General features: G+C 63.6%; 17 protein-coding genes and 1 pseudogene. 13 read left to right on the forward strand and 5 right to left on the reverse strand.

The window, feature by feature from the left end; translation table 11 throughout:
* Window positions 1-150: 150 nt before the first annotated feature.
* The 6 genes and pseudogenes from LPA41_RS32905 to LPA41_RS32925 all read left to right on the forward strand — a co-directional run bounded on the left by LPA41_RS32905 (window position 151) and on the right by LPA41_RS32925 (window position 4,827).
* Window positions 151-1,548: an RNA-binding domain-containing protein gene (locus tag LPA41_RS32905; RefSeq protein ID WP_229075018.1), complete on the forward strand. Its 1,398-nt coding sequence runs from the start codon at window positions 151-153 to the stop codon at window positions 1,546-1,548.
* A complete protein-coding gene (locus LPA41_RS32910; protein ID WP_229075019.1) occupies window positions 1,545-2,294 on the forward strand; it encodes a hypothetical protein in 750 nt (249 codons plus the stop codon). Before LPA41_RS32905 ends, LPA41_RS32910 begins: the two co-directional genes overlap by 4 nt.
* A 98-nt stretch (window positions 2,295-2,392) precedes the next feature.
* The gene (locus LPA41_RS32915; protein ID WP_255690907.1) at window positions 2,393-3,217 is read left to right on the forward strand and encodes an IS5 family transposase; all 825 of its coding nucleotides are present in this window, start codon (window positions 2,393-2,395) and stop codon (window positions 3,215-3,217) included.
* A 6-nt stretch (window positions 3,218-3,223) separates the two neighbouring features.
* Window positions 3,224-3,631, forward strand: coding sequence for a hypothetical protein (locus tag LPA41_RS32920; RefSeq protein WP_229075021.1), 408 nt, complete (start codon window positions 3,224-3,226; stop codon window positions 3,629-3,631).
* 25 nt (window positions 3,632-3,656) lie between these two features.
* Window positions 3,657-3,923 (forward strand): annotated as a pseudogene (locus LPA41_RS43385) (serine/threonine protein kinase); the annotation flags it as partial.
* A gap of 220 nt (window positions 3,924-4,143) precedes the next feature.
* Window positions 4,144-4,827 (forward strand): hypothetical protein, encoded by a 684-nt coding sequence (locus LPA41_RS32925; protein ID WP_229075022.1) that lies wholly within the window; start codon window positions 4,144-4,146, stop codon window positions 4,825-4,827.
* A 277-nt stretch (window positions 4,828-5,104) separates the two neighbouring features.
* On the opposite strand, the gene LPA41_RS32930 is transcribed toward LPA41_RS32925, so the two are convergent.
* Entirely contained in the window at window positions 5,105-5,647 is a 543-nt protein-coding gene (locus tag LPA41_RS32930) for a hypothetical protein (protein WP_229075023.1), read from the reverse strand.
* Between the two features lie 394 nt (window positions 5,648-6,041).
* Between LPA41_RS32930 and LPA41_RS32935 the strand changes: the two genes are divergently transcribed.
* The 3 genes from LPA41_RS32935 (at window position 6,042) to LPA41_RS32945 (ending at window position 11,285) form a co-directional block, all read left to right on the forward strand.
* Entirely contained in the window at window positions 6,042-8,942 is a 2,901-nt protein-coding gene (locus LPA41_RS32935) for an NACHT domain-containing NTPase (RefSeq protein ID WP_229075024.1), read from the forward strand.
* Between the two features lie 519 nt (window positions 8,943-9,461).
* Window positions 9,462-10,055, forward strand: coding sequence for a hypothetical protein (locus tag LPA41_RS32940; protein ID WP_229075025.1), 594 nt, complete (start codon window positions 9,462-9,464; stop codon window positions 10,053-10,055).
* 267 nt (window positions 10,056-10,322) lie between these two features.
* A complete protein-coding gene (locus tag LPA41_RS32945; RefSeq protein WP_229075026.1) occupies window positions 10,323-11,285 on the forward strand; it encodes a tyrosine-type recombinase/integrase in 963 nt (320 codons plus the stop codon).
* 175 nt (window positions 11,286-11,460) lie between these two features.
* Here LPA41_RS32945 and LPA41_RS32950 read toward each other — a convergent pair whose 3' ends face one another.
* Window positions 11,461-12,459 carry a helix-turn-helix transcriptional regulator gene (locus tag LPA41_RS32950; RefSeq protein ID WP_229075027.1) on the reverse strand — a complete coding sequence of 333 codons (999 nt, stop codon included), beginning with the start codon at window positions 12,457-12,459 and terminating at the stop codon, window positions 11,461-11,463.
* A 206-nt stretch (window positions 12,460-12,665) separates the two neighbouring features.
* Between LPA41_RS32950 and LPA41_RS32955 the strand changes: the two genes are divergently transcribed.
* The 3 genes from LPA41_RS32955 (at window position 12,666) to LPA41_RS32965 (ending at window position 15,415) form a co-directional block, all read left to right on the forward strand.
* A complete protein-coding gene (locus tag LPA41_RS32955) occupies window positions 12,666-13,706 on the forward strand; it encodes a hypothetical protein (protein ID WP_229075028.1) in 1,041 nt (346 codons plus the stop codon).
* A gap of 181 nt (window positions 13,707-13,887) precedes the next feature.
* Window positions 13,888-14,058: an HAD hydrolase-like protein gene (locus tag LPA41_RS32960; RefSeq protein WP_255690909.1), complete on the forward strand. Its 171-nt coding sequence runs from the start codon at window positions 13,888-13,890 to the stop codon at window positions 14,056-14,058.
* A 190-nt stretch (window positions 14,059-14,248) separates the two neighbouring features.
* Entirely contained in the window at window positions 14,249-15,415 is a 1,167-nt protein-coding gene (locus tag LPA41_RS32965; protein WP_229075029.1) for a hypothetical protein, read from the forward strand.
* A 344-nt stretch (window positions 15,416-15,759) separates the two neighbouring features.
* Here LPA41_RS32965 and LPA41_RS32970 read toward each other — a convergent pair whose 3' ends face one another.
* Entirely contained in the window at window positions 15,760-17,268 is a 1,509-nt protein-coding gene (locus LPA41_RS32970; RefSeq protein WP_229075030.1) for an ATP-binding protein, read from the reverse strand.
* A 649-nt stretch (window positions 17,269-17,917) separates the two neighbouring features.
* On the opposite strand from LPA41_RS32970, the gene LPA41_RS32975 reads away from it, so the two are divergent.
* Window positions 17,918-19,306 carry a PIN-like domain-containing protein gene (locus LPA41_RS32975; protein WP_229075031.1) on the forward strand — a complete coding sequence of 463 codons (1,389 nt, stop codon included), beginning with the start codon at window positions 17,918-17,920 and terminating at the stop codon, window positions 19,304-19,306.
* Between the two features lie 676 nt (window positions 19,307-19,982).
* Here LPA41_RS32975 and LPA41_RS32980 read toward each other — a convergent pair.
* On the reverse strand, window positions 19,983-20,459 hold the full coding sequence (locus LPA41_RS32980; RefSeq protein WP_229075032.1) for a DUF4396 domain-containing protein: 477 nt from the start codon (window positions 20,457-20,459) through the stop codon (window positions 19,983-19,985).
* 63 nt (window positions 20,460-20,522) lie between these two features.
* Window positions 20,523-21,359, reverse strand: coding sequence for an alpha/beta hydrolase (locus LPA41_RS32985; RefSeq protein ID WP_229075033.1), 837 nt, complete (start codon window positions 21,357-21,359; stop codon window positions 20,523-20,525).

Below are 21,359 nucleotides of genomic sequence, written 5' to 3' on the forward strand. Positions count from 1 at the left end.
TCCTACCGAACCCGTCACCGGCGAGAACTCCTCGCCAGAGAAACACGCGCCAACCGCTCATAACCGCAGGTCCGTGGGGTCAACTTTCCCGAACCCGCAGAGGGTCAGATTTCAGAAAGCGCTGACAGAGGGAGCCGTTAGCGTGCACCCATGCTCGACATGGACGTCACGAAGCAGCCGCGTCGGATCAGTGAATGGGACGCTGTGCTTCACGCCGTCGTGAATGCCGACGACAACGACGAACAGACATGGCTGGAGTGGAAGTCCACGCTTGACCTGCGCTCCAAGGAACAGATGGCTACGGTCGTAGCCAAGGCGATCATCGCGATGGCCAACCGGGAGCCGGACAAGGCCGCCGCCCGCGTCGGAGGCATCGGTATCCTGCTGATTGGTATCGAACCCGGCACCGTGCACGGCGTGAAGCCAGTCGACAACGCCGACCTGGACAAGCTGATCACCCCCTACGTCGGCGCCGACGGCCCGGTCTGGAGTCCGCACTGGACCCGGTTCCAAGGCCGTACCGTGTTGATCATCGAGGTCGCCGCTCCGCAGTGGGGCGACCCCATCCACTGCTTCCACAAGGAAGCGCCGGGCGTCCCCGACGGGGCGGTGTTCGTCCGCAAGCTGGCCCAGTCGACGCGCGCAAACCATCTCGACATCGCCCGGCTGGGCGACCGCAGGGCCGCCCGAATCCCGGACACCTTCGACGTCACGGTCAGCGTCGAAAGCGCCCGTCCGCTGTCGCGTTACGGCTGGCGACCAGAACATCTTGAGCGTTTCCTGGTCATGCAGAAGCAGGAGATGATGAAGCCGCTGATGGCGGTCCGAGAGCAGCGGACCCGCTCGGCGCCGGTGGACACCTTGATCTCCAAGATCATCGCCCAGGATGGCAGGGGCGTCTACGGTCTCGGGCTCAGCGGGTTGAGTGGCAAGATCGCCGAGGACCGCAGCGAGAAGCAGTACGAAGCTGAGGTGGACGCCTACCTTGACGCTATCCGCTCGAAGTGGCCGGCCATCGTGCGCCGTGCCGCCGTACACGTGCTGACATCGGCAAGCTTCGTTCTCAGGAACAACTCGACTCGCAACTACCAGGACGTCCTGGTCGAGCTGCACGTTGCCGGCATTGCCGAGGCCGCCGAGACCGACACCGACGCCAAGGGCTTCGACCTGTTCGCCCAGCTGCCGAAACGACCACGCGCCTGGGGACCCCGTGACAATCCCGCGATGAAAATTGCCGTCCCTAATTGGCAAGCCAGCACGTTCGTGGCCTCCCGCCCGCAGCTGCCGCCGCCTTTCACGATCACCAACGGCGGTAGCTTCACCCTGGCCTTCGCACCCGTGGCCCTACGGCCCCAGCAGCGCCAGGTGCTCGCCGACAACGTGTGCCTGCTCATCCCCACGACCCGCACCGAACCGGTCACCGCAACCTGGACCGCGACCGCCACCAACGCCGACGGGCCACCAGCCACCGGCAGCTTCACCATCGACTTGCACGGCGAGGGCCTTGACGTCCTCGCCGCAGCTCTCCCGCCCCGGCGGCACCGATGACTGACCCCGCCGGACACGATGACGGCGCCGTCATCGACAAGACCGTCGCCGTCCTGGCCGGCGCCGGGATGAACGCGCTACTGACATTGCTGCTAGGGCCCGGCGGGACAGCAATGGCAACACTGATCTCCGCCGCCACACAGCCCACCTTCGAGGAACTCGCCTACTTCGCCCGAGCGGCCAGCGCACGCCGCGCCGCCCGCGCCCAGCGTGCCATCGACGTCACCGCCGCGAGCGCCGGCTGGACTCCCGACAGGGTCGTGCAAACCGCCCTGTCCGACGACCGTCTGCTCGAGATGACCACCCGCGCCCTCACCGCTGCGGCTGAAGCCGCCACCGAGGCCAAGATTGAGGCCCTCGGACGGGCCCTCGCCGCCGGCCTCCTGGCCGACGACCCGGCCCGCGTAGACACCCAAGTCCTCGTACTCGCCGCACTCGCCGAGCTGGAATCCGCTGACCTGCGCCTCCTGCTGCTGATGGACCAGCCCACGGACTATGGCTCACCACGCAGATGGACGAGGCACCAACTGGCCGACGCCGATGACGGCCTCACTCTCGCGGTCGATGCTCTGCTTGCCCGCTGCGCGCGCCTAGGCGTCATCTCCGACGCTTTCGCCGAAAACGTCATGTGGGGCCACCCGACCTGGTGGATCACCGACTTTGGGAAGCACTGCCTCACGGAGCTCAACGCTCACGGGACCGCCGACACGGTGCCAGCAGCGCCAGTCCCGCGTGAAACCCTCTGAGAGGGCGGTTGTGAGCTTTCCGCAGTTCGTCATCGCTCGATGTCGTGACCTTTGAGCTGCGCCGATGTCTGATCGGTGGCGTGCTGGTTGTGCAGGTCATGGGCGAGCGGAAGGCGTATCCCAGCGACCTCACCGATGAGCAGTGGGCGGTGGTGGGCCCGTTCCTGGACGCGTGGAAGGCAAAGCATCCGTCGGTATCGGGGCATCAGGGCCGCTACTCGTTGCGGGAGATCCTGAACTCGATCTTCTATCAGAACCGGACCGGCTGTCAGTGGGCTTATCTGCCACATGACCTGCCACCGAAGTCCGCGACGTACTACTACTTCGCGTTGTGGCGTGACGACGGCACTGACCAGGCCATTCACGATCTGCTGCGTTGCCAGGCAAGGGAGAAAGCCGGCCGCCGGGAAGATCCGTCCGCGATCATCTTGGACACCCAGTCGGTCCGTGCCGCGAACCACGTCCCGGCCGCCACGACCGGCAAGGACGCCGGGAAGAAGGTGCCAGGCCGTAAACGGGGGCTGGCCGTCGACGCTCTGGGGCTGATCATCGCGGTAGTGGTGACCGCGGCGTCGGTCACCACTACCGTGATCGGTGTCCGCCTGCTCGACAAGGTCGTCGAGCACACCCCGACCGTCACCCGGGCGTGGGTGGACGCCGGGTTCAAGCACGACCTGGGCATCCACGGTGCTGTGCTCGGTGTCGACGTCGAGGTGGTCAAACGATCCGACACCAAGCCCGGGTTCGTGCCGATCGCGAAACGGTGGGTGGTCGAGCAGGTCAACGGCACATTGGTGCTGCACCGGCGCCTCGTGCGTGAGTACGAGAGCCGTCCGGAGTCGTCGGTGTCGCGCACGCTGTGGGCCTCGGCGGCCAACCTCGTGCGCCGGCTGACCGGCACCAGCACACCGTCCTGGCGGTGACCCGGCGTGAACACCACTACCGTTCTCGACCTGATCGCCGCCCGTGAGGGGGCCGCGTCGGCTGCCCGCGACGAGTTACTCCAGCAGCAGGCCAAGCTCGCCGCCGCCGTGGCCGCCATCGATGCGGAGCTGGCCGACCTGGCCACCACCCGCCAGACGCTGACCAAGATCCTCGAAAACGAAGTGACCGCATCCGAGCCGGCCGTCATCAGCGAGCCCTACCAACAGACCCTCGCAGCGTTCACCCCCGACCGCGGTGGCCTGCGTGCCAAAGACGTGTGCCGCGTACTCGGCCTCGGCACCGAGCCCAAAGACACCGAAGGTGTCCGAGTCAAGCTGAAACGCCTGGTCAACCGGCAAATCCTGACCGAGAGTCAACCCGGCCTATTCACCCTCAACCCGGAACGGACATAACCTCCCGGACCGCCCTCTGAAACGGCTGCAGACCCGAAACAACGACGACCTCGCCCGGATGCGGCGCGAGGTCGACGCCGCTCGCCGCTACGGCAACCACCCCAACGTCGTACCCGTCCTGGACTTCGGTTCGACCGGCGAATGGTTCGTCATGCCGCTCGCGCAGGACACCGCCGGCAGCCTCCCCGACGCGTTCCACAACGACGAAGCCCTCCGCGAACTCGTCACGTCAATCTGCCACGCCCTGCGGGAACCGCACCAGGACGGATGGATCCACCGCGACCTCAAACCGGACAACATCCTTCGCCTCGGCGACCGATGGGCGGTAGCCGACTGGGCCTCGGACGCCGCCCCCGAGGCCAGACCACCGATCCACGCCGCACCCGAGTCGGCGGCGCATTCGGAACCGAGGGATTCGCCGCCCCCGAGCTGTCCATCAACGCGCACCTCGTCGGCCCCCAACCGACATCTACAGCATCGGACAGATCGTCGGCTGGGCGAAGCTACACCGGATGCCTCAAGCCAATGTCCCCCTGCTTCCCCACAGCGGGCCCTGGCGCACCATCGCCAAAGCCGCGACCCACTCCGACCCCGCCCGCCGGCCCGCCACCTTCGACGAACTAATCGCCCTGATAGCGCGAGAACTGGACGAGCCCGCCGAGGACCCCACCAACCACGGGGAACGGCTTCTCGCCGCGATCCGTTCCGGTGACCCAACCGGCACCGGACAACTGGTAGATCTCGCCGTACAGCACGCCGGTCACTACGAGCTGTACCTGAACGTCCTCGTCCAGCTCGGCCACGACCAAACCCAGGCGGCCGTCGCCGCGAACCCGTCGGCGATGCGGGAGATTGTGCGCGGCGTACTCAAGTTGGACAGCGGCAACGGGGTGACGCTGGAGTACGGCGACGTCGACCAGCTCATCACCTGGCTCCTGATCGTCGCCCGTCATGCCGAGACATGCAGCGAGTGGGATCTGCTCGAAGATACCGCCGACAGCATCTTCTACCTGGACTTGTGGGACCGCTGGGCAGTGCAGTCCGACATCAGCGCGTGGATGGCGGGACTGTCCGGACACGCGGCCTCCGTCGTCGCCGAAGCGCTGCGCCGCAACCCGGAAAGCCGCCCGCACTTCACGCAGCTTGCCACCAACCATCGTGTCGACCATCGGATCCGGCGGGCATTGGACGGCTGAACCGCGCGCCAGAGCGCGAGCCGAACTGGCTGGCGGCGTAGCCCCCGGAGACTAGTCAGGCCAGGTCGGGGTGTGTCCATGTCTAACGCGCACGCCTCTTCGAACGAGTCGGCTTCCGGCAACTGGCGGCCGCTAATCGTCACTACGGTCGCGATGTGCGCAACGACTGCCGCGGACCAGCGGTGGCACGCACTGGACCTGCTCGCCGCCGACTGGCCAATCGGAGTGGAAGGTGCCCGCTCTCACGTCCCCGACGCGACAGCGGGCACCGCCTTGCTCAGCCGCTGAAGGGGAGCTCGATTGCTGGTTCCAGCACACAGTCGAAAGTAAGTTCCGGCTGCACGTATGGCTCGAGAGGGATGATGTGGCAGTTCCAGCGCAAGGTCCATGCTTGATCGGAAGTGAACGCTACCCGCGAGTAGTGATCGTTCCAGTCGAACTCGACGACCTTGGCGCTGCAGTTGTGCACGTCGCTCTTGGGCACATAACCGACGAAGCTGAATCGAACACTGACGTAGAGCCACTCGTCTGAGCCGCCCGAGCCGTCAGTAACTACCGAGTCAAGATCAGGTTCAGCCAAGTCGATCGTTACGTCTTCAACCCAGAAGTCGGGCTTGCCGATCTCCCCGAAGTCGAAGCCCTGGGTGCCAGCCCTTCTACCGGTCAGCTCCTCGCACGCTGCCTGGATTGCCTCATTGAGGAGGTCGTCCTGCGTGGGTTCCCACTCATCGGCACCGGCTGGACGCAGGAGATGCAATGCCCTGGCATAGCTGATTCCCTTGAGTTTTGCCACTCTCTTGGCCATGTAGTCACGGCTCATGGTGCTTGCCCACAATCTCGGCGGATCCCACGCGACCACCGGATTGGATACAGCACGGTGGAGGAATCTGCGTGACGATCGCCTTGTCCCTCTGTGTCACTTCGCCGTGCGTGGCCGACATGCGACAGGAGAAACCGGCGGCGCAGAAGCCCCCGTGCTCGTCATATTACGGCGGAGGGCTCTGTTCGTCCAACTCTGCACCGGGACCGATTCCGGCGGGTCGGCGACACGGTGAGGCGGTGCTGGTACCGGCGTCACGTCGCGGTCGCCGCGCGATCGAGGGAGTGACGGAGGACGTCGTTCCCGGCTGCCGAGATCGGTTGCGCCTAGAATGAGCCGCTCCGCTGAGCTTCGTCACTCGGGCGGTTGGCGGTGAGTTTCGAAGGGCGAGTGGATGCCGGACTATGACCTGAACCGACTTGGGTCGCGCGCTTTCGAGCAAATAATCGTCGCGCTGGGCCGTCTTGAGCTAGGGCCTGGCGTCCAGGTCTTCGGGGACGGGCCAGATGGCGGCCGAGAAGCTACTTTCGACGGAACGATCAACTGGTCATCCACCTCCGTTGGCGGCGACACAACCTGGATCGGGTACACGATCATCCAGTCCAAATTCCAGGTCAAGCCGAAAGCGCAGCCCCACGATAATGCGGTCTGGCTGCAGAACGAGATCAGCCGGGAGATCGGCCACTGGGTCGACGCCGCGAATGAGCACACACGTACCCGGGCTCCCGACTATCTGATCTTCGTCACGAACGTCGACCTGAGCGCAGTCGCCAAGTCCGGCGGCATCGACACGCTGACCGACTTCGTCCGCAAGAAGCTCACCGACAAATCCACCCTCAAGGCCGGCCTGCGGGTGAGGGGCTTCATGATCTGGCATGCCGAACAGGTTCGGTCGATGATCGACGCCCACCAAGATGTCCGATGGGCGTATCCGGGCCTACTCACCGTCGGCGACGTCCTGGCGATGCTGGGATCGGAAACCGTTCCGCTGGGCGGCATGGACATGCGAGACCCACTACGCGAGGAAATGCTGCGCTCGCTGCGACTCGACCGGCACATCCGGCTGAGCCAGGCAGGCGGACCCGGAGACGCCACGCTTTGGCTAGACGACATCGCGATCGATCTTCCCGCCCAGATCGATGAAGATACGGTCGCGTCATCGCGGGCCGTGCGCCACATCCTCGAGCTGGGGGACACGAACTTGCGGCAGCGGCAACCCGACCGCATTGCCCGCCCGAACGTGGTCGTCGTCGGCGGCCCGGGTCAGGGCAAGTCGACCCTGAGCCAGTTGATCGCCCAGGCTTACCGGACCGCCATGCTCGCCGACGCGGACCCCGCCCCACGGGCACGTGAAATCGTGCGAGGGCACCACCGCCGTCCTCGAGCGGCTAGCCATTGCCGTTCCAAAGAACCACCGCTGGCCTGTCCGGGTCGATCTGGCCAAATACGCCGAGGAACTGAGCACCGGCAGCGAGACGACCTTGCTGCGGTGGATCTCTCAAGTGGTCCAAAAGCGGACCGAACAGAACATCCAACCCTCACAACTACGCAGCTGGCTGACCGTATGGCCGTGGGCACTCATCCTCGACGGACTCGACGAGGTCCCTCAGTCGCCGCCCGACGCCTGCTCTACGAGCAGATCGAAGACCTGCTCACCACCGCGGAAGACGTGGACGCCGATCTGCTCGTCGTCATCACCACCCGACCTACCGGCTACGACGAGCGCTTTCCACCGGACCGCTACCTGCACCTGCACCTGCAGCGTCTGCCCGCAGCCGAAGCAGCAGCCTTCTCCGAACGCATCACCAACCTGCGGTTCGCCAACGACCCGGAGATGCGTTCCAAGGTCGCCGACCGCATGCGGGAAGCCTCACGAGACCCCGCCTCTGCCCGCCTCATGGAGACCCCGCTGCAGGTCACCATCATGTCGCTCATCGTGGAGAAGTACCCGAACCTCCCACCGGACCGGTTCGCCCTGTTCGACCTGTACTACCGCACCGTCTGCGACCGGGAGGTCGCCAAGGAGATCCCAATTGCTCGGTTCCTCAACGAGAACCGCGCCCGCATCGACCGACTCCACGAGGAAGTCGGCCTCGTCCTGCAGACAGAGTCCGAAGCCGCCCAAGGCGCCGAAGCCGCCATGAAGCCCTCTGAGCTGCGAGAACTCGCCGCCCGGCAACTGCTAGAAAGCGGCTACCGAGCGGAGGAGGCCCACAGCATCGCTCAGGACCTCGTTGACGCAGCCACCAAGCGTCTGGTCCTGCTCGTGCCACGCGACAAAGGTATCGGGTTCGAGATCCGCAGCCTGCAAGAGCTCATGGCGGCCCACGCGATCACCGAAGGCGAGGACGGTGCGGTACTTGGCCGGCTTCGCCTGCTTGCGCACAACCCACACTGGCGCAACACCTGGCTGCGTGCCGCCGGGAACCTACTGCGATCGGAGCGTTTCGAACGTTCGCTGGTCCAGCTGCTGCGTGACCTCGACAACGAGCCCGGACGCCTGGGATATCGATATCCCACCGCCCCGCTGCTGGCGGCGGACCTCCTCGAGGACAACCTCGCGGTCTCGCGACCCAACTTCGAACGCGCACTCATGAACCGGCTGTTCACCGTGCTCGATCGGCCCCCGGTGCTAGGACTCGACCAGGCGGCACGAGCAATCCTCGCCCTCGCGCGAGTCGGACACCGAGCAGCCGTCTTCGAACGCCTCGCTTCTGTAGCGTCCGCAAGCATGGTTAGCCGGGCGGCGGCATCCACCGTTCTGCTCCGCATGGCCGCGTTGACTAACGACAACGGGCCGTTGACGAGCATCCGCCTCGTTAACGAGACCGTTGGTCTGTCGGACGCCGAGGACCGGGCTGTGGTCGCGTGGCTGAACGTCTACCAGACCACAAGTGACCGGCGCTGGGCCGCCGCGAACCTGGAGATGGCGAGCTACCTCGGAGACCTAGCTGCCAGCACCGGCCTCGCCGCATCCCTGCTCGACACACTGCGCCACGCCCTACGGAGAACCGGCAAGGCGACATTCGAAACCGTCAAGGACGGTAGGGCTGAGATCGCGATCCCCCTCAACGCCGAAGCAACCGACCCGGCCCCGCTCATCGCGGCGCTTGCCGATGCGGACATCTCCGTTGCGTTCGAGCTCGCCCTAGATACCTGCCCGTCATCGTTCTGGGCCGTCGAAGCCTTGCTTGGCTGGCTCTTGAAGCCAACGCTCGACCGGTTACCCGTAGGTCAAGCTGTCCTCGAATCGGTTCGAACCGCCAAAACTGAATCGATCTTAGGTGACTTTTAGCGGTCGGCATCCGGCGCGCCGCGGATGTTGCCGCGCTTGAACGGGGTGTAGTACTCGACGGACACTTCGGCGAGATGGGTCACCTCGCCGCGGGCAGCGCGGAAACCCGGCGCGTGCCGGAGGTGGCGAGGGTCGGGCGCGCGTCTCAACCACTTACCGCGCGGTCGAGGCAGCGTCCGAGGCTAGCTCAAGCTGCAACGCAGCGAATCCGGTAGCTGGACCGGTGAGGTGACGCCCACCAGTGCAGGATCGCAACGGGTCTCTCCGGCTCAGTCGTCCGTTGGCGGGTCAGTCACTCGCCTCTACAGTCGGCTGGTGACAGTCGAAAGTGGAGACTCTCCGGAGCCGTCCCCGAGGCCACCGGCGCCATTGGTAGCCGTAGACCACAGGTGGCGATGGGCAGCAGGCGTCCTAGGGATAGGCACGATGGGAGCCGGCGGCGCTGCTGTCTTCCTCACGGAGGTCGAGGCTGGGCCTGTTGCCCTCCTCCTAGTCGGCCTCATCTTGACCTTCGTTGCCATGAGCGGCCGTCTGCCGAACAGACTGCGCATGGGTGAAAACGAGGCAGCCTGGGAAGCCGTTGCTCAGTACGTGGAGCGGACGGTCGAGGAGGCACCCCCGGAGCAGAAGCCCGACGAGATCAGGCGAGTATCCGAGCTAGCAGCTATCGCCCCGCAGGCTGCCGGCCCGGCACTGGAGGCGGCGGGGTGGGAACTTTGGGCGCTCGGAGTAGTTGGCAATGCACTGCGAAATGCGTTCCCGAACGCAGCCCTCACCCAAGCAGCGGGCCATGCCGACGTCGGATGGGATCTAAAAATGTCCATCGACGAGACGTACGACACGGTCTACATCATCTTCAAAGAAAGCGTACGCTCACTGACGGACCTCGCCAAGACCATTAGACCGTTACTCAAGGAGCCGAACAGCCGCGTCGTCGTCGCGGTTGCCCGCCGGGATACCTTACCCAAATCACTTCCTGCCAACGTGCGGCTAGTGACGATGAGCCGTGATCAGATGAACTCCTCCAGGCGCGTCAGAGAATTGGTGCACTGGCTTACCACCCCTCTGCCCGAGCCGGGGGACGATCCTTCCATGAGTGGAAATTCGAACTGAGATGCCAGCTGGAACTAGAGACGATTTGCCCTCAGTGGCCGAGCTTGCCTCAGGAGTGTGTGATCGCGGAGAAGGTATTTTGGAAAACGCCAGTCAAGCTGAGAGGGCTGGTGCGAGTCAAGGGGTCGCAGGTTCAAATCCTGTCAGCCCGACAACGAAGGGGTTTCCACAGGCCAGCGACTTGCGGGAGCCCCTTTTTCGTGTCTGGCGACGTCAGCCGGGTCGAGCACGCCGCTTGTAGACCCCTTGACTCGACAGGTGCCTGAGATGCCCCTCCTCAACCTCGACCGACTCTGCGAAGGCCTCGAAAAAGGCGACTGGGCCGGCTTCCTGAAAGACTGGGACCGCACCCTCCGGGCCGGGAATCACCCGGAGACAACCCGCTACAACTACCTCCTCGCCGCCGCCCAACTGGCCAGATACCTCGGCGAGGAATCACCGGACCCAGACGCCGACGACGCCGCCCAGGACCCCACCCTCGTCACCAAAGCACACTGCGAATCCTTCCAAGCCTGGATGATCCAAACGCGTTCACCGGCGACAGCACTGAACAAACACAAAGGTCTCCAACAGTTCTTCAAGTACCTGCTCGAAGAAGAAGAGATCGACAAGTCACCGATGGCACGGGTGAAACAGCCGATCATCCCGCAGAAACTCGTCCCCATCATGGGCGACGACGACACCAAGAAGCTGCTCGACTCCACCAAAGGCAAAACGTTCATGGCCCTGCGCGACGAGGCCCTAATCCGGCTGTACTACAACACTGGCGCCCGCCTCTCCGAGATCGGCAACCTCGCACTGACCGATCTGGACATGAACACCGAGTCGGTACGCCTGCGCAGCAAAGGCGCCAAAGACCGCCGAGTGCGTTTCGACCCGAAGACCTCCCGCGCCCTGGCCCGCTATCTCCGCGCCCGCGCCAAACGCAAAGGCGCCGACGCCGTCCCCGAGCTGTGGCTGTCCGAACGCGGCACCAAACCGCTCGCCCCGAACGGCATCAAAATCATGCTGAAACGCCGCGGCGCCGCAGCCGGCGTCACCAACACACACGCCCAGCGGTGGCGGCACAACTTCGCCCACGAATGGCACAAGAAAGGCGGCAACACCGGCGACCTGATGCTGCTGCTCGGCTGGGCCTCCGAAGACATGCCACGCCGCTACGGCGCCAGCGCGGCGGCCGAGCGGGCGCTGGAACTGCAGACGCAGATGGGCATCGGCGAGAAGGTCTGAACAGTGCGGCCGCGGGCGCGGTGGAGACGAACGTTTCTGCCGCGCCAACGGCTGGCACGGGGTGTGCCGTAGTTCGCGCCGGCCTTTGGGCCGGCGAATGGGAGCTGCCGATGTCCCGGGCGTGCCGCACTGGTGGATGGCAGCGCGGGCCGGCCGAGCCGGTACGGAGCCGCGATCACTGCTCGATTACGGGAGGCTTCGACAGGCCCATGGCGGCGCTGACGCGTTCCATCGCCTTTGCCGCCATCTCCTGCTGCTGGTCTTCGGGCAGCCGCACGTAGGCGAGGTCCCTCTCGCACCGCTCCCGCAGGTCGTCGCGGTCGAACCATCGCAGGGGATGGCGCGGGTCGGTGGTGTCGTAGATGCCTTGGCGGTGGGCCTCGATGACGACAAGGTCGTGGCGTCGGTAGTCGTGTGCTTCGTCCGGGGGTAGCAGCGCACCCATCATGTCGTTGCGCCAGTCCTCGATGAGTTCTCCCGCGTCTTCCTCGTCCCAGTAGTCGGCGTCTTCGCGGCCGTTGAGGCCCGGATGCATGTCGAACACGTCACCGATGCTGGGCGGGTCGGTGTTCATGATGACGATGGACAGGGCGAACTCGTCAGCGAGGCTGAGTGGACGGGGGATCCGGCCCTCACCGAGTTCTTTGCCGACCCACATGATGCGTTCGCCCATGCGGACCAGCCAGTGGTTGTTCACCTGGGTCAACACGAAGTCGGGTAGATCCCGCAGAAGGTGGACCTCCCTGATCGATGCCTCGCCTTTGAGGAAGGCGGGGAAGCCGCAACCGAGGGCGTGTTCTACGTGGAATTCGCCGCTCTTCATCGGGGCGAAATCGGAGAACGCCACTGTGCCGTGCAGCGCCACCGCGTCGGCGGCGGAGAGGGGATCGCCGGTGAACGCAGCGTTGAAGAACGTGGCGAAGTCATCAGTGTCGGCTTCGGTGGTGGGCGGCTCGGTTGCTCCCATCAGCTGGTGGAACTCGGACAGGCTGAGCCTCAGTGCTCGGGCGAAGCCACGCACGTTGTCGGGTTTGAACCCATCCAGTTTGGTCGCGGTTTCTAGGCGGCGCCAGGTCGCGACCGAGACTTCGGCGCGTCTCGCCGCTTCCTGTTGGGTGAGGTCGAGTTCTACCCGACGCTCGCGGACGGGGTTGATGGGGTGCTTCGATGACATCCGTCCTCCAGTGAGCGCTCATCGAGTACTCATGAACGTTAGCGCTTGCTGAGCGCTCATGGCAAGCGGATGTGGGCCGGACCCGACACCTTTCGTGGTTCCGGGCCCGGTCGCACCCAAAGCCGTCCCTCGCGGCGCCGGCAGGCACCCACATGTCCTCCGCCTGCATGAACGACCGCGGGCGCCGCCGCTCGTATGCTGCGACAGTGGAATCCGGAGCCTCCATCACGCTGAACGCGCCGCCGGCCACAACCCTGCTCGACCCCCTCCAGGTCGAGGGGGTCGCCTCACTACTCGATCGCCTCCTCGACCAGCTCGAGGGCGCCCACAACGAGGACGGCGACGATGAGGTTGTCGTCGTCCGCTACTGGATCGGCGCCCACCCCGAAGGCGCGCTCGTGCTGCTGGTTCTTGATGCCGACTCGCTTGTCATCGCTGAGGCGGCAGCGCGTGACGCGATGCAGCAGCTCCTGGAACACAGCGAGCACCTCACCGACTGGCTGGTCGACACGTGCGAGGTCGGCTTCAACCAGCAGTTCGTTGACGCCGGCTTGCAGGCCGCCGACGGCCCCGACGTTCCACCCGCCGATCCTGCCGAACGTGCACGGTGGCTCGCCGAGCAGAGCCAGCCGCCCATCGCGATGGCCGGTGTCGATGCGGAGATCGACTGGCGGAAGTACGTCATCGATCACGCCAGTCAGCTACGAGCCTTCGACTCGGACGTCTTCGGCCTCGGAGACGACGAGGACACCGCCAGACTCGCCGCCGGGGCGCTGATCTTCGCCTGCACTCTCGTCATCGACGAACTGTTCCAAGACATCGCGACGCTCGCGAAGAGCAAAGCCTCGATCGCTGACACCGACGATGTCTTCATGGTTCTCGACGACCTGCCGGAACGCTTCGCCCAGCACTACAACGGCCGCTTCGCCCGCCAGTTCCTGATTGCCGCCGTCACGATCACGGGACGGCTCACCGCCGACGGGTGGGCGCCGCCGTCCTGCATCGCGGAGGCGCTCGCCTTGCATGTGGTGGTCGAGAACGCCAAGGTCCTGTTGGACGGCCATGACCTCCTCGACAATGACATCGTCCTGGACGAGATCTACAACGGGTTCGACGACGCCGCCTATGAGGATCTCGATCACGAGTGGCTGTATCGGCGTGACCTCGACGGCTTCGAGGATGACGAGGACTTCACCTCATACTTCGGTACCGGCGAGATGCGGGTCGAGTCGTGGTTCGAGCAGTAGGCGAACGCTGAGGCGAACGTGCATCCGTACTCGGTTCACGTTGACGCGCCCAGAATCGAGAACCCACCGCAGCCCGGCGTGTAACGCCGAGGGCGTTCGAAGCGTCAGAGATGGTTGGCAGCATCACCTGGATGATTACTGGCAGTGACGATCGGATGGTGCCGGACCACTAGGTGATGAACTGCGGAATTGCACTCTGATCGGTGACTCGCTTACCGACATTGAGGCAGCTAGGACAGCGGGCGTGCATGTAGTCGGCTACGCCAACAGGGCGTGGAAGGTCGATGCGTTCTCTGCGGCGGACGCGGTCGTCACCTCAATGGAAGACATCGCCGCAGCTATGTCCTTGTAATAGTTAGCTTGTCACGCCCGTCACTGCTGTCACTCCTGTCACTCTAAGCGGTTGAGATGGGAAAACGTGAGTGACAGGGTTGCAGTGGCCGTGTCACTCAGCCGCGGACTGGCGTGGCCCAGGACGGAAACCGACTCGCCAAGCGGGCTTCGGGTGTCCGATAATTAGTGTGTTGCTGATGGGAGTTGACATGCCGATTTTCGACGACTTCATTCGTAAAGATCATACGCCGGCGAAACCGAACGAGGCCAAGTACAGCTTCCTCAACCGTTCGGCCAGGCCACACTTTGCCGAAGTTCGCCGGCTGCTCACGGAATGGGTGAGCCAGTATCCCACCTCGGAACGCAAGTCGCTGATCAGAAGTATGCAGACCCTAGACGATCACGCTTTTGAGTCGGCTTTCTGGGAACTCTACCTACACGAAGCGTACCGCCGCGCCGGCTATCGCGTTACGGTCCACCCGAACGTACCGGGCTCCTCGAAGCATCCGGACTTTCTATTAGACAAGGATGAAAGCCGCTTTTATCTGGAAGCAGTACGGGCGAATGTCGCATCGGGCTCGCTTGCTGAAAGGCGGCGTTTGAACGACGTTCATACCGTGTTGGAGGGACTGGCAGCAGACAAGTTCGTCATCCGCTTCACCTATGACTCGATCGGCTCGCGGCCGCTGGCCACCACCAAGCTCCGCAGTCAGCTGCAGCAATGGCTTGCGTCCCTTGACCCCCACGCTGTCGCTGCCGAATATACCGCGGACCCTGGCCATCATGCCCTTCCACGCTACCCATTCGAGGCGGATGGCTGGCGCCTGGAGTTCACAGCAGTGCCGCTGCGGCCCGAAGCGTTCGGCAAAGGCGGTCGGCTCGTTTGCATGTTTGGCATGGGACGAGCAGTGGGGGTAGACAACGTGACTCCGCTCACCCGGGCTGTCGATCAAAAGGCAAACCGATACGGAAAACTCGACGCGCCCCTTGTTGTCGCAGTCATGGCAAACACCGAGTATCCCACGAGGGACTACGAGATCCAACAAACTCTATATGGTCTCTCCGCTGCATGCCCTCGGCAAGCGTCCAAACACCCGAGCGACCTTTACCAGGATGGGCACTGGCTGACCCGAAAAGGTTGGCGGCGCGGGCACGCCCCCCTAGTGATCACCGCATGCAACCTAAAGCCGTGGTCCGTCGCCAAGGTCCAGCCTTGCCTGTGGAGCACCCTTGAGGCTGGGGTAAGCATCCCCCTGCAGCCGCGATGGTTGGCACCTGTCTCAGTCGAAACTCCAGAGCCAACCATTTCCGTTGCACAGCCGATAAAGGATCTCTTCGGTTTGCCAGATGACTGGCTGAGCGGCGACGCCTTCTAGCGTCGCCGAGTCGGCGCAGGGTGCGGGCACACGTTACCGGTCCTTGTGACCGCGGCGGTCTGTGCTGTCGTTGCCGGATATCGCTAGTAGGCAGCGCTCGGCAAGAGGCTCACCGCCCGGGTGTCGTCGGCGCGTTCAGTGGCCTCGAGGCGGGCCATCGCTGTCGACGGTCACGATAGCGAGGTGAGCGCCAAAGCGGCCGGCCCACACGCCCTCCGCCCATCCACCGGCCGGTCGGTGACGTGACCACCACGTCACCGGCAACGTCCGCCGATCCCTTTAGCGCCAACGACTCGCCGCGTGGCAAATCACGCAGTGCCGTTGGAGAACTAAGTAAACACCGCCTACAGTGAAGGAACGAGCGCATCGATCGTTCGAAGTTCAATGTTGTATGGGACTCCTTTCGCATCCTTCCTGGTGTTCGCTTCTGTGGTGGCATCAAGGAGCGTTTGTGAATACTCCTTCACCACTAGAATTCCTACGGTGGGCTGAATACCTTCTCGGACGAGACCGTCCCAGCCGGCAAGCAGTTGGTACAAGTCCAGGACACGTCCACTGGTTACCTTCAACTCATATACTCGACGGTTAGTCTCTCCGTCATCAACAAAGATGTCGATCGCTACCGATCCGGCCCAGACCTTTCGCTCATGTACGACACTTGCCGCAGGAAATGTCCCCTTAAGGATATGAACCAATCGATCGCGTAGCGACTTCTCTGAATCGCTACGAGTCGCCTTCTCAGGGCGGAACTCTACATCCCCAAGGGCCTTCAGTAGCTGTTCCCAGTTATCGGCGTGAGGATCAAGGCCCGTCTTGTTGTTCGTTGTACGGAAGTCATTCCCGACTCGAAGTTCACCGATAAAGCGGTTGAAGTCAACGGTCTTCGCGATCTCGGGCCAGATTTCCTCAAAAACGCTGGTCTTGATTACGCGGTCGCGCACCACGAAGTCGACCCCACATCGCGCATTGGAACCTTGATAGTAAGATCGAAGAGGGTATGGCCAACCCTTCTCCTCCTCCGCCTCAGGGTCTTTGACGGAGTAGTCTAGCGTTCCCCTGCGGTAAACGAACTTATGAACTTTCCCGTTCACAACAATATCCCGTGTTATTGTCTTTTCTTCACCTTCGAATGGGATTTCAATGGGCTGGACGACTCTGTGAATCGTGTCTCCGCCAAGCCCCTGATAAGAGATCCTTATCTTGTTCTCCTTGAGGAAGTACCGGTGCATCACTCCGAGGTGCTCGCCGAGCCGAGTAACGAGCACATCAAGGCCCGGCGTTCCACGACGATAGATCGTCCGAAAGTATTTCCATGGAACCACTACCGAAATCTTGGTCCCGGTAGCGGCGGAGCCCAGCACGGTCAGTCCCTTTTCCCAATCGTTCCGGGTTGCCGAGTCCTCGACGTTCATCGTCGTAGACAGCGGACCGTTAACTCGTAAAAATTGGTCGGGCCCGAGGTGCGCGTCCACCGCCGACCGAGTAAGGAGCTCGAAAGTTGTAGCATTGCCGCCCGTCAACAAGGCGAGAGCGTTCTTAAGACCAAAGCCATGTTCGTTCAGTTGACCGCGACTCGCGCCCTGGCCCCCAAGATTGAAGACTCGTTCGGTTATGTCTTTGTAGGGGATGCCGATACCTGGGTCCGCGATTGTCACGCGTACTGAACCTTCGTCCAACTGGACAATATTTATCTCGATGGTGGTGTTCAGAAGCGTGCCGAACTTTTCCTCACGAGCAGAGAATGCATTGTCTACTAATTCTCCCAGTGCTGCGTGAAAGTCTAGTTCCTGCCTGGCAAGCCCCTGAAAGTAGAGGACGGGATCCAATGTCGTCGTAAAGGGTACGGTCGGCACGCTTTACCTCGCTTGTGTAGGCGGTAGTCCGCCGGTACAGCATATGGGACGCCGTGCTCAGCGGACTTGGGGCGCCGTCGTGTGTGGCATTGACGGCTGGCCGCGGCTGACGGGACCCACCGGCCACAGGGGGTCTTGACGCCGCTTGCGCCTTAGACATGGGAACTTTCGTAACGGGTGTCGCTCCGGGCGCCGTTGCCGTGATCGACCCGAGGCGGCGTGCAGTCATGAGTTCGTGACGGCACGCGCGGTGCAGGGTGGCCGGCAGTGTGCCGTGCGGCTCGCAAAGGCGGCGGAAGTGACGGCGGCACGGGGAGACGGTGATCTAGCGCCGAGAGTCATACATCGGCCGACTTCTCGTTTGGTGCCGAAGCGGATGTCGATGGGGGTCGTGGGCAGGGCGATTGCCTGCCACACAGGGCGCGCGCGCACCTCGGCCTCGACTCTTGCGGGGCGAGGCGCAGCAAATCTGCTGGTGGCGCACCCGGATTTATCGTCTGGAGCCGATGGCTACCTCTAGGTAAACTATGGCTGTCCTTAATCTGGGCCTCAGTACGTCAGGCTGTCGGCTCATGACACCGTTGGCGACGTGTACGGAATAAGTGGCACTAATTGTTAGCCATGACCTTGATGCACTAGGGAGCGAACATTGAGTCAGGCGGCGAAACAACCCCTATTGCTCACCCGCTATCAATCCTGGCTCACATCGCGGCAGGAGTCGATAGACAACGGGTTGTACAAGCCATTCTTTGTGAAGGGCTTGGTAGTCCTTGACGCAAATGTGCTTTTAGATCTGTATCGCTACACTCAGGAGCCACGTAGCCAGGTGCTTGCTGCCCTTCGGCTGATTGCTCGCGGCAGACGGTTGTGGCTACCTCATCAGGTAGCGTTGGAGTTTGCTCGCAATAGGCCGAAAGCCGTCGAGGGCAGATTGAAGCGGCTGAGCGCAGTAAGAGGTATCGTCGACGACCAATTTCAATCGGCAGTACGAGCGATTGCAGATGCGCGAAACGAGATGTCGAACCTTCTTCGGGATATGGCGCACGACGATGCGGCTGCTGACATCCTAGGCAAAGAACTCGACGAAGCCGCCATAAATTCGGTGCTAAAGCCGTGGCGGGACAAGCTTTCTAGCCATCTCACAAGGCTGCGGACCGCGGAAAACTTGACACCACGCCATGTCGCGGCAGCAAATGAGCCGCTACTGATTGAGATAGCGACTTTATTTGGGACAAATATTGGGGATCCGCCTGCCGCGAGCGAATTGCAGCGGCTGGTCCACCATGCCGTGAATTACCGCTATCCAAATCGAATCCCGCCTGGCTACGCAGATCAGGGCAAGAGTACCGACCTAGCGAGGGCGGGTGATTACCTTCTCTGGGAGGAGATGCTGCAGCACGCGATGACTCTGCCGGAACCCCGCCGAATCCTGTTCGTCTCGCGCGATACTAAGGAGGACTGGTATGAGAAGAATGAGAAGGGTCAGCCGGTTCGGCCATGGCCCGCGCTTCATGACGAGATGCGTGCGCGGGCAAACGCGGACCTCTTGATATTGACTCCGAAAGACTTTCTGCAGGGCGCTGTCCACTTCCTCGGCGCAAAATTGGAGGCGGGGACATACAAGGAGATCGACAGAGTTTCGAAGGATGTGGATGACGATTTCCCGCGGATAGATCCAATTGACCCTGAAGTACCGCTAGCCAATTTCTCTGCCCCTTACCCATATACGACGCACGGAACCGCTACCGCCCCCAAATCCCCAGGTGTGCACGTGGTGCTTGAAGGTGACGTGGTGGTTTTTGTGGGTCATACAGGAGATCTGCGGGCGCGACTTCGACAGCACATCTATGGCCCACGTCGGTCGTCCGTCTTGCACGACCGAGTCGGGCGGTTGCTCGACACTCCCGAGCGCGACGCCCCTGCGGCTGACATTGCGGAGTGGCTGAGCCGGTGTACGGTCCGGTGGGGTAGAACGGACGACCCTTCGAGCGCTAAAGAAGTTCTCGTCAGGGAGTTGCAGCCGATCTTCAATAGATAGTTGGGCGTAGACGGCGCTGGGATCAAGCTGGGACCGCGCACCGAGGCCACTGGTGCACAGCCCTGCACGGGAAGGCAGATGCGACGCCGGATGTCCATGAAGGGTGGCCGACTGTTCCCGGCGGGCTCGCGGGCAAATTGCTCCGGTCTCATACCGAGACTTGACCTTGGCGCGCAAAGTTCACGGCTGTTGCGGTTTGCGGTGGGGACCACGTGGGGACCGCACGGTATGCACGCAGCTGCGCGGACCTGCACACGTGACATGCCACCGAACGCTCCGTATCGCGTTTGACGTGCGCAAACGCCGACTCCAACGGCCTGGGGGTCAAGGGGTCGCAGGTTCAAATCCTGTCAGCCCGACTTGACAAAAGGCCAGCTTAGCTGGCCTTTTGCATGTCTAGGCATCGATGCGCCAGCCGTGGCGTGACACGTATTTCTGCACGTACGCGTGTACGGTTCACCGGTCCTTTCGGTAGCCGGTGACTCCATGATCGTGGTTGATGGAGGTGGCGCGGAAGTTGGCTGCAGTTGTCCCGGGCTGTCTGCGGTAGTCCCGGCGGCCGATGGGGCGGGCCAGCGCCGCTGGCAGGCCGTGGCCTTGGTGCCGCCGCACCGGCGCCGTCGCGTCTCTGAGCTGACGAGGCGCATGCCGTGGATCCGTACCACTGTCCCTCGCGTCAGTGACCGGTGTGGGGAACGACGGCGTGCCCTCGGCCGCGTGCGATGAGCCAGCGGTTGACGGGAACGGTGACCACGAAGGCGACGGCGAGGGCGAAGGCCAGCGACAACCAGAAGGTGGCACTGGCCAGCCCGGCGTCCATGGCTCCCGGGATCGCCAGAAGTACCAGGTTGTCGACCAGTTCCATCACCCCGATGGAGAGCGTGTCGGCGACGAAGGCGACCCGGATCGCTTGACGCCAGGACAGCCCGGTGCCTGCGACGCGGCGGGCGGTCAAGGCGTATCCGAAGAGAAAGGCCAGGATGATCGCCAGCGCGATGGTGGCGCCGTCGTTGAGGCCGGCGGTGGTGCCAATGGCCATGCCGAGGACCTCGCCGATGGCGCAGCCGGTGAGGCAGTGCAGGGTCGCGCTGATCGCGGTGTGCCAGCCTGTGTGACGGGCATGTGTGCCGGCGTGGTGGGTGTGCTCGTTCATGCGGAGGCCTTTCCGGGGGTACGCCCGAGCCGGCACCGTGGCGGCCCGGCTCGGGCGTGGTGTTCAGTGGAAACGTTTGATGAAGGTCAGCGTGGTGTCGGCGACGTCGCGCCAGCCGCTGTCGATGGTCAGGGAGTGGCCGCGGCCGGGGATCTCGACGATTTCGGTGATGCCGGGGTTGTTCTTCTGCTGTTTGTAGGAGGCGTTGGCGATGGACCACGGGACGGTGTGGTCCTTCTCGCCGGAGATGATCAGTAGCGGGCCGCGGTCGGGGTTGCCGGTGTCGACTTTGGCTTCGGTCCAGGGGTTGAAGTTGGCCACGGCGGCCTGGAACAGCGGTTCGCCGGAGGCGGGCACGGCGAATGTCTCGTACAGTTCGCGGGCTTCTTCTTCGGTGACGGCGTTGGCGAAGCCGTACCGGAACTGGTCGTAGGTCAGCGGGACGGCCCGGTGGTAGTTGGCCGGGTTGCCGAGCACCACGCTGGCCACCCGCAGGGCGGAGATCGGCAGAGGCAGCACGCCGCGGAACGGCGCCGGGTCGATCGCGACGGAGGCGGTCGACAGGCCGCGACCGGCGGTGATCTGGGTGATCAGGCCGCCGAAGGAGTGACCGACGACGGCGGGCTTGCGGTCGAGTTTGCTGATCAGTTCGCAGAAGTGGTCGGCGACCTGGCCGACACTCTTGCGGGCGAAGACCTCGGGGTGGGCGTTGGCTTCCTCGACGGTCTCCGGGTCGTCGGGCCAGCCGGCGACGACCGGCGCGTATCCGGCCGCGGTGAACACGTCGGCCCAGCGCTGCCAGCTGGAGGGCAGCAGCCACAGGCCGTGGATGAACACCACTGGCGGCAGGCCGGAGGCGTTGGCGACTTCGACCTGGGCGAGGTCGGTCTGCAAGGTCAT

Origin of the sequence: Actinoplanes sp. DH11, assembly GCF_020873875.1 — a bacterium.
Lineage (GTDB): Bacteria > Actinomycetota > Actinomycetes > Mycobacteriales > Micromonosporaceae > Actinoplanes.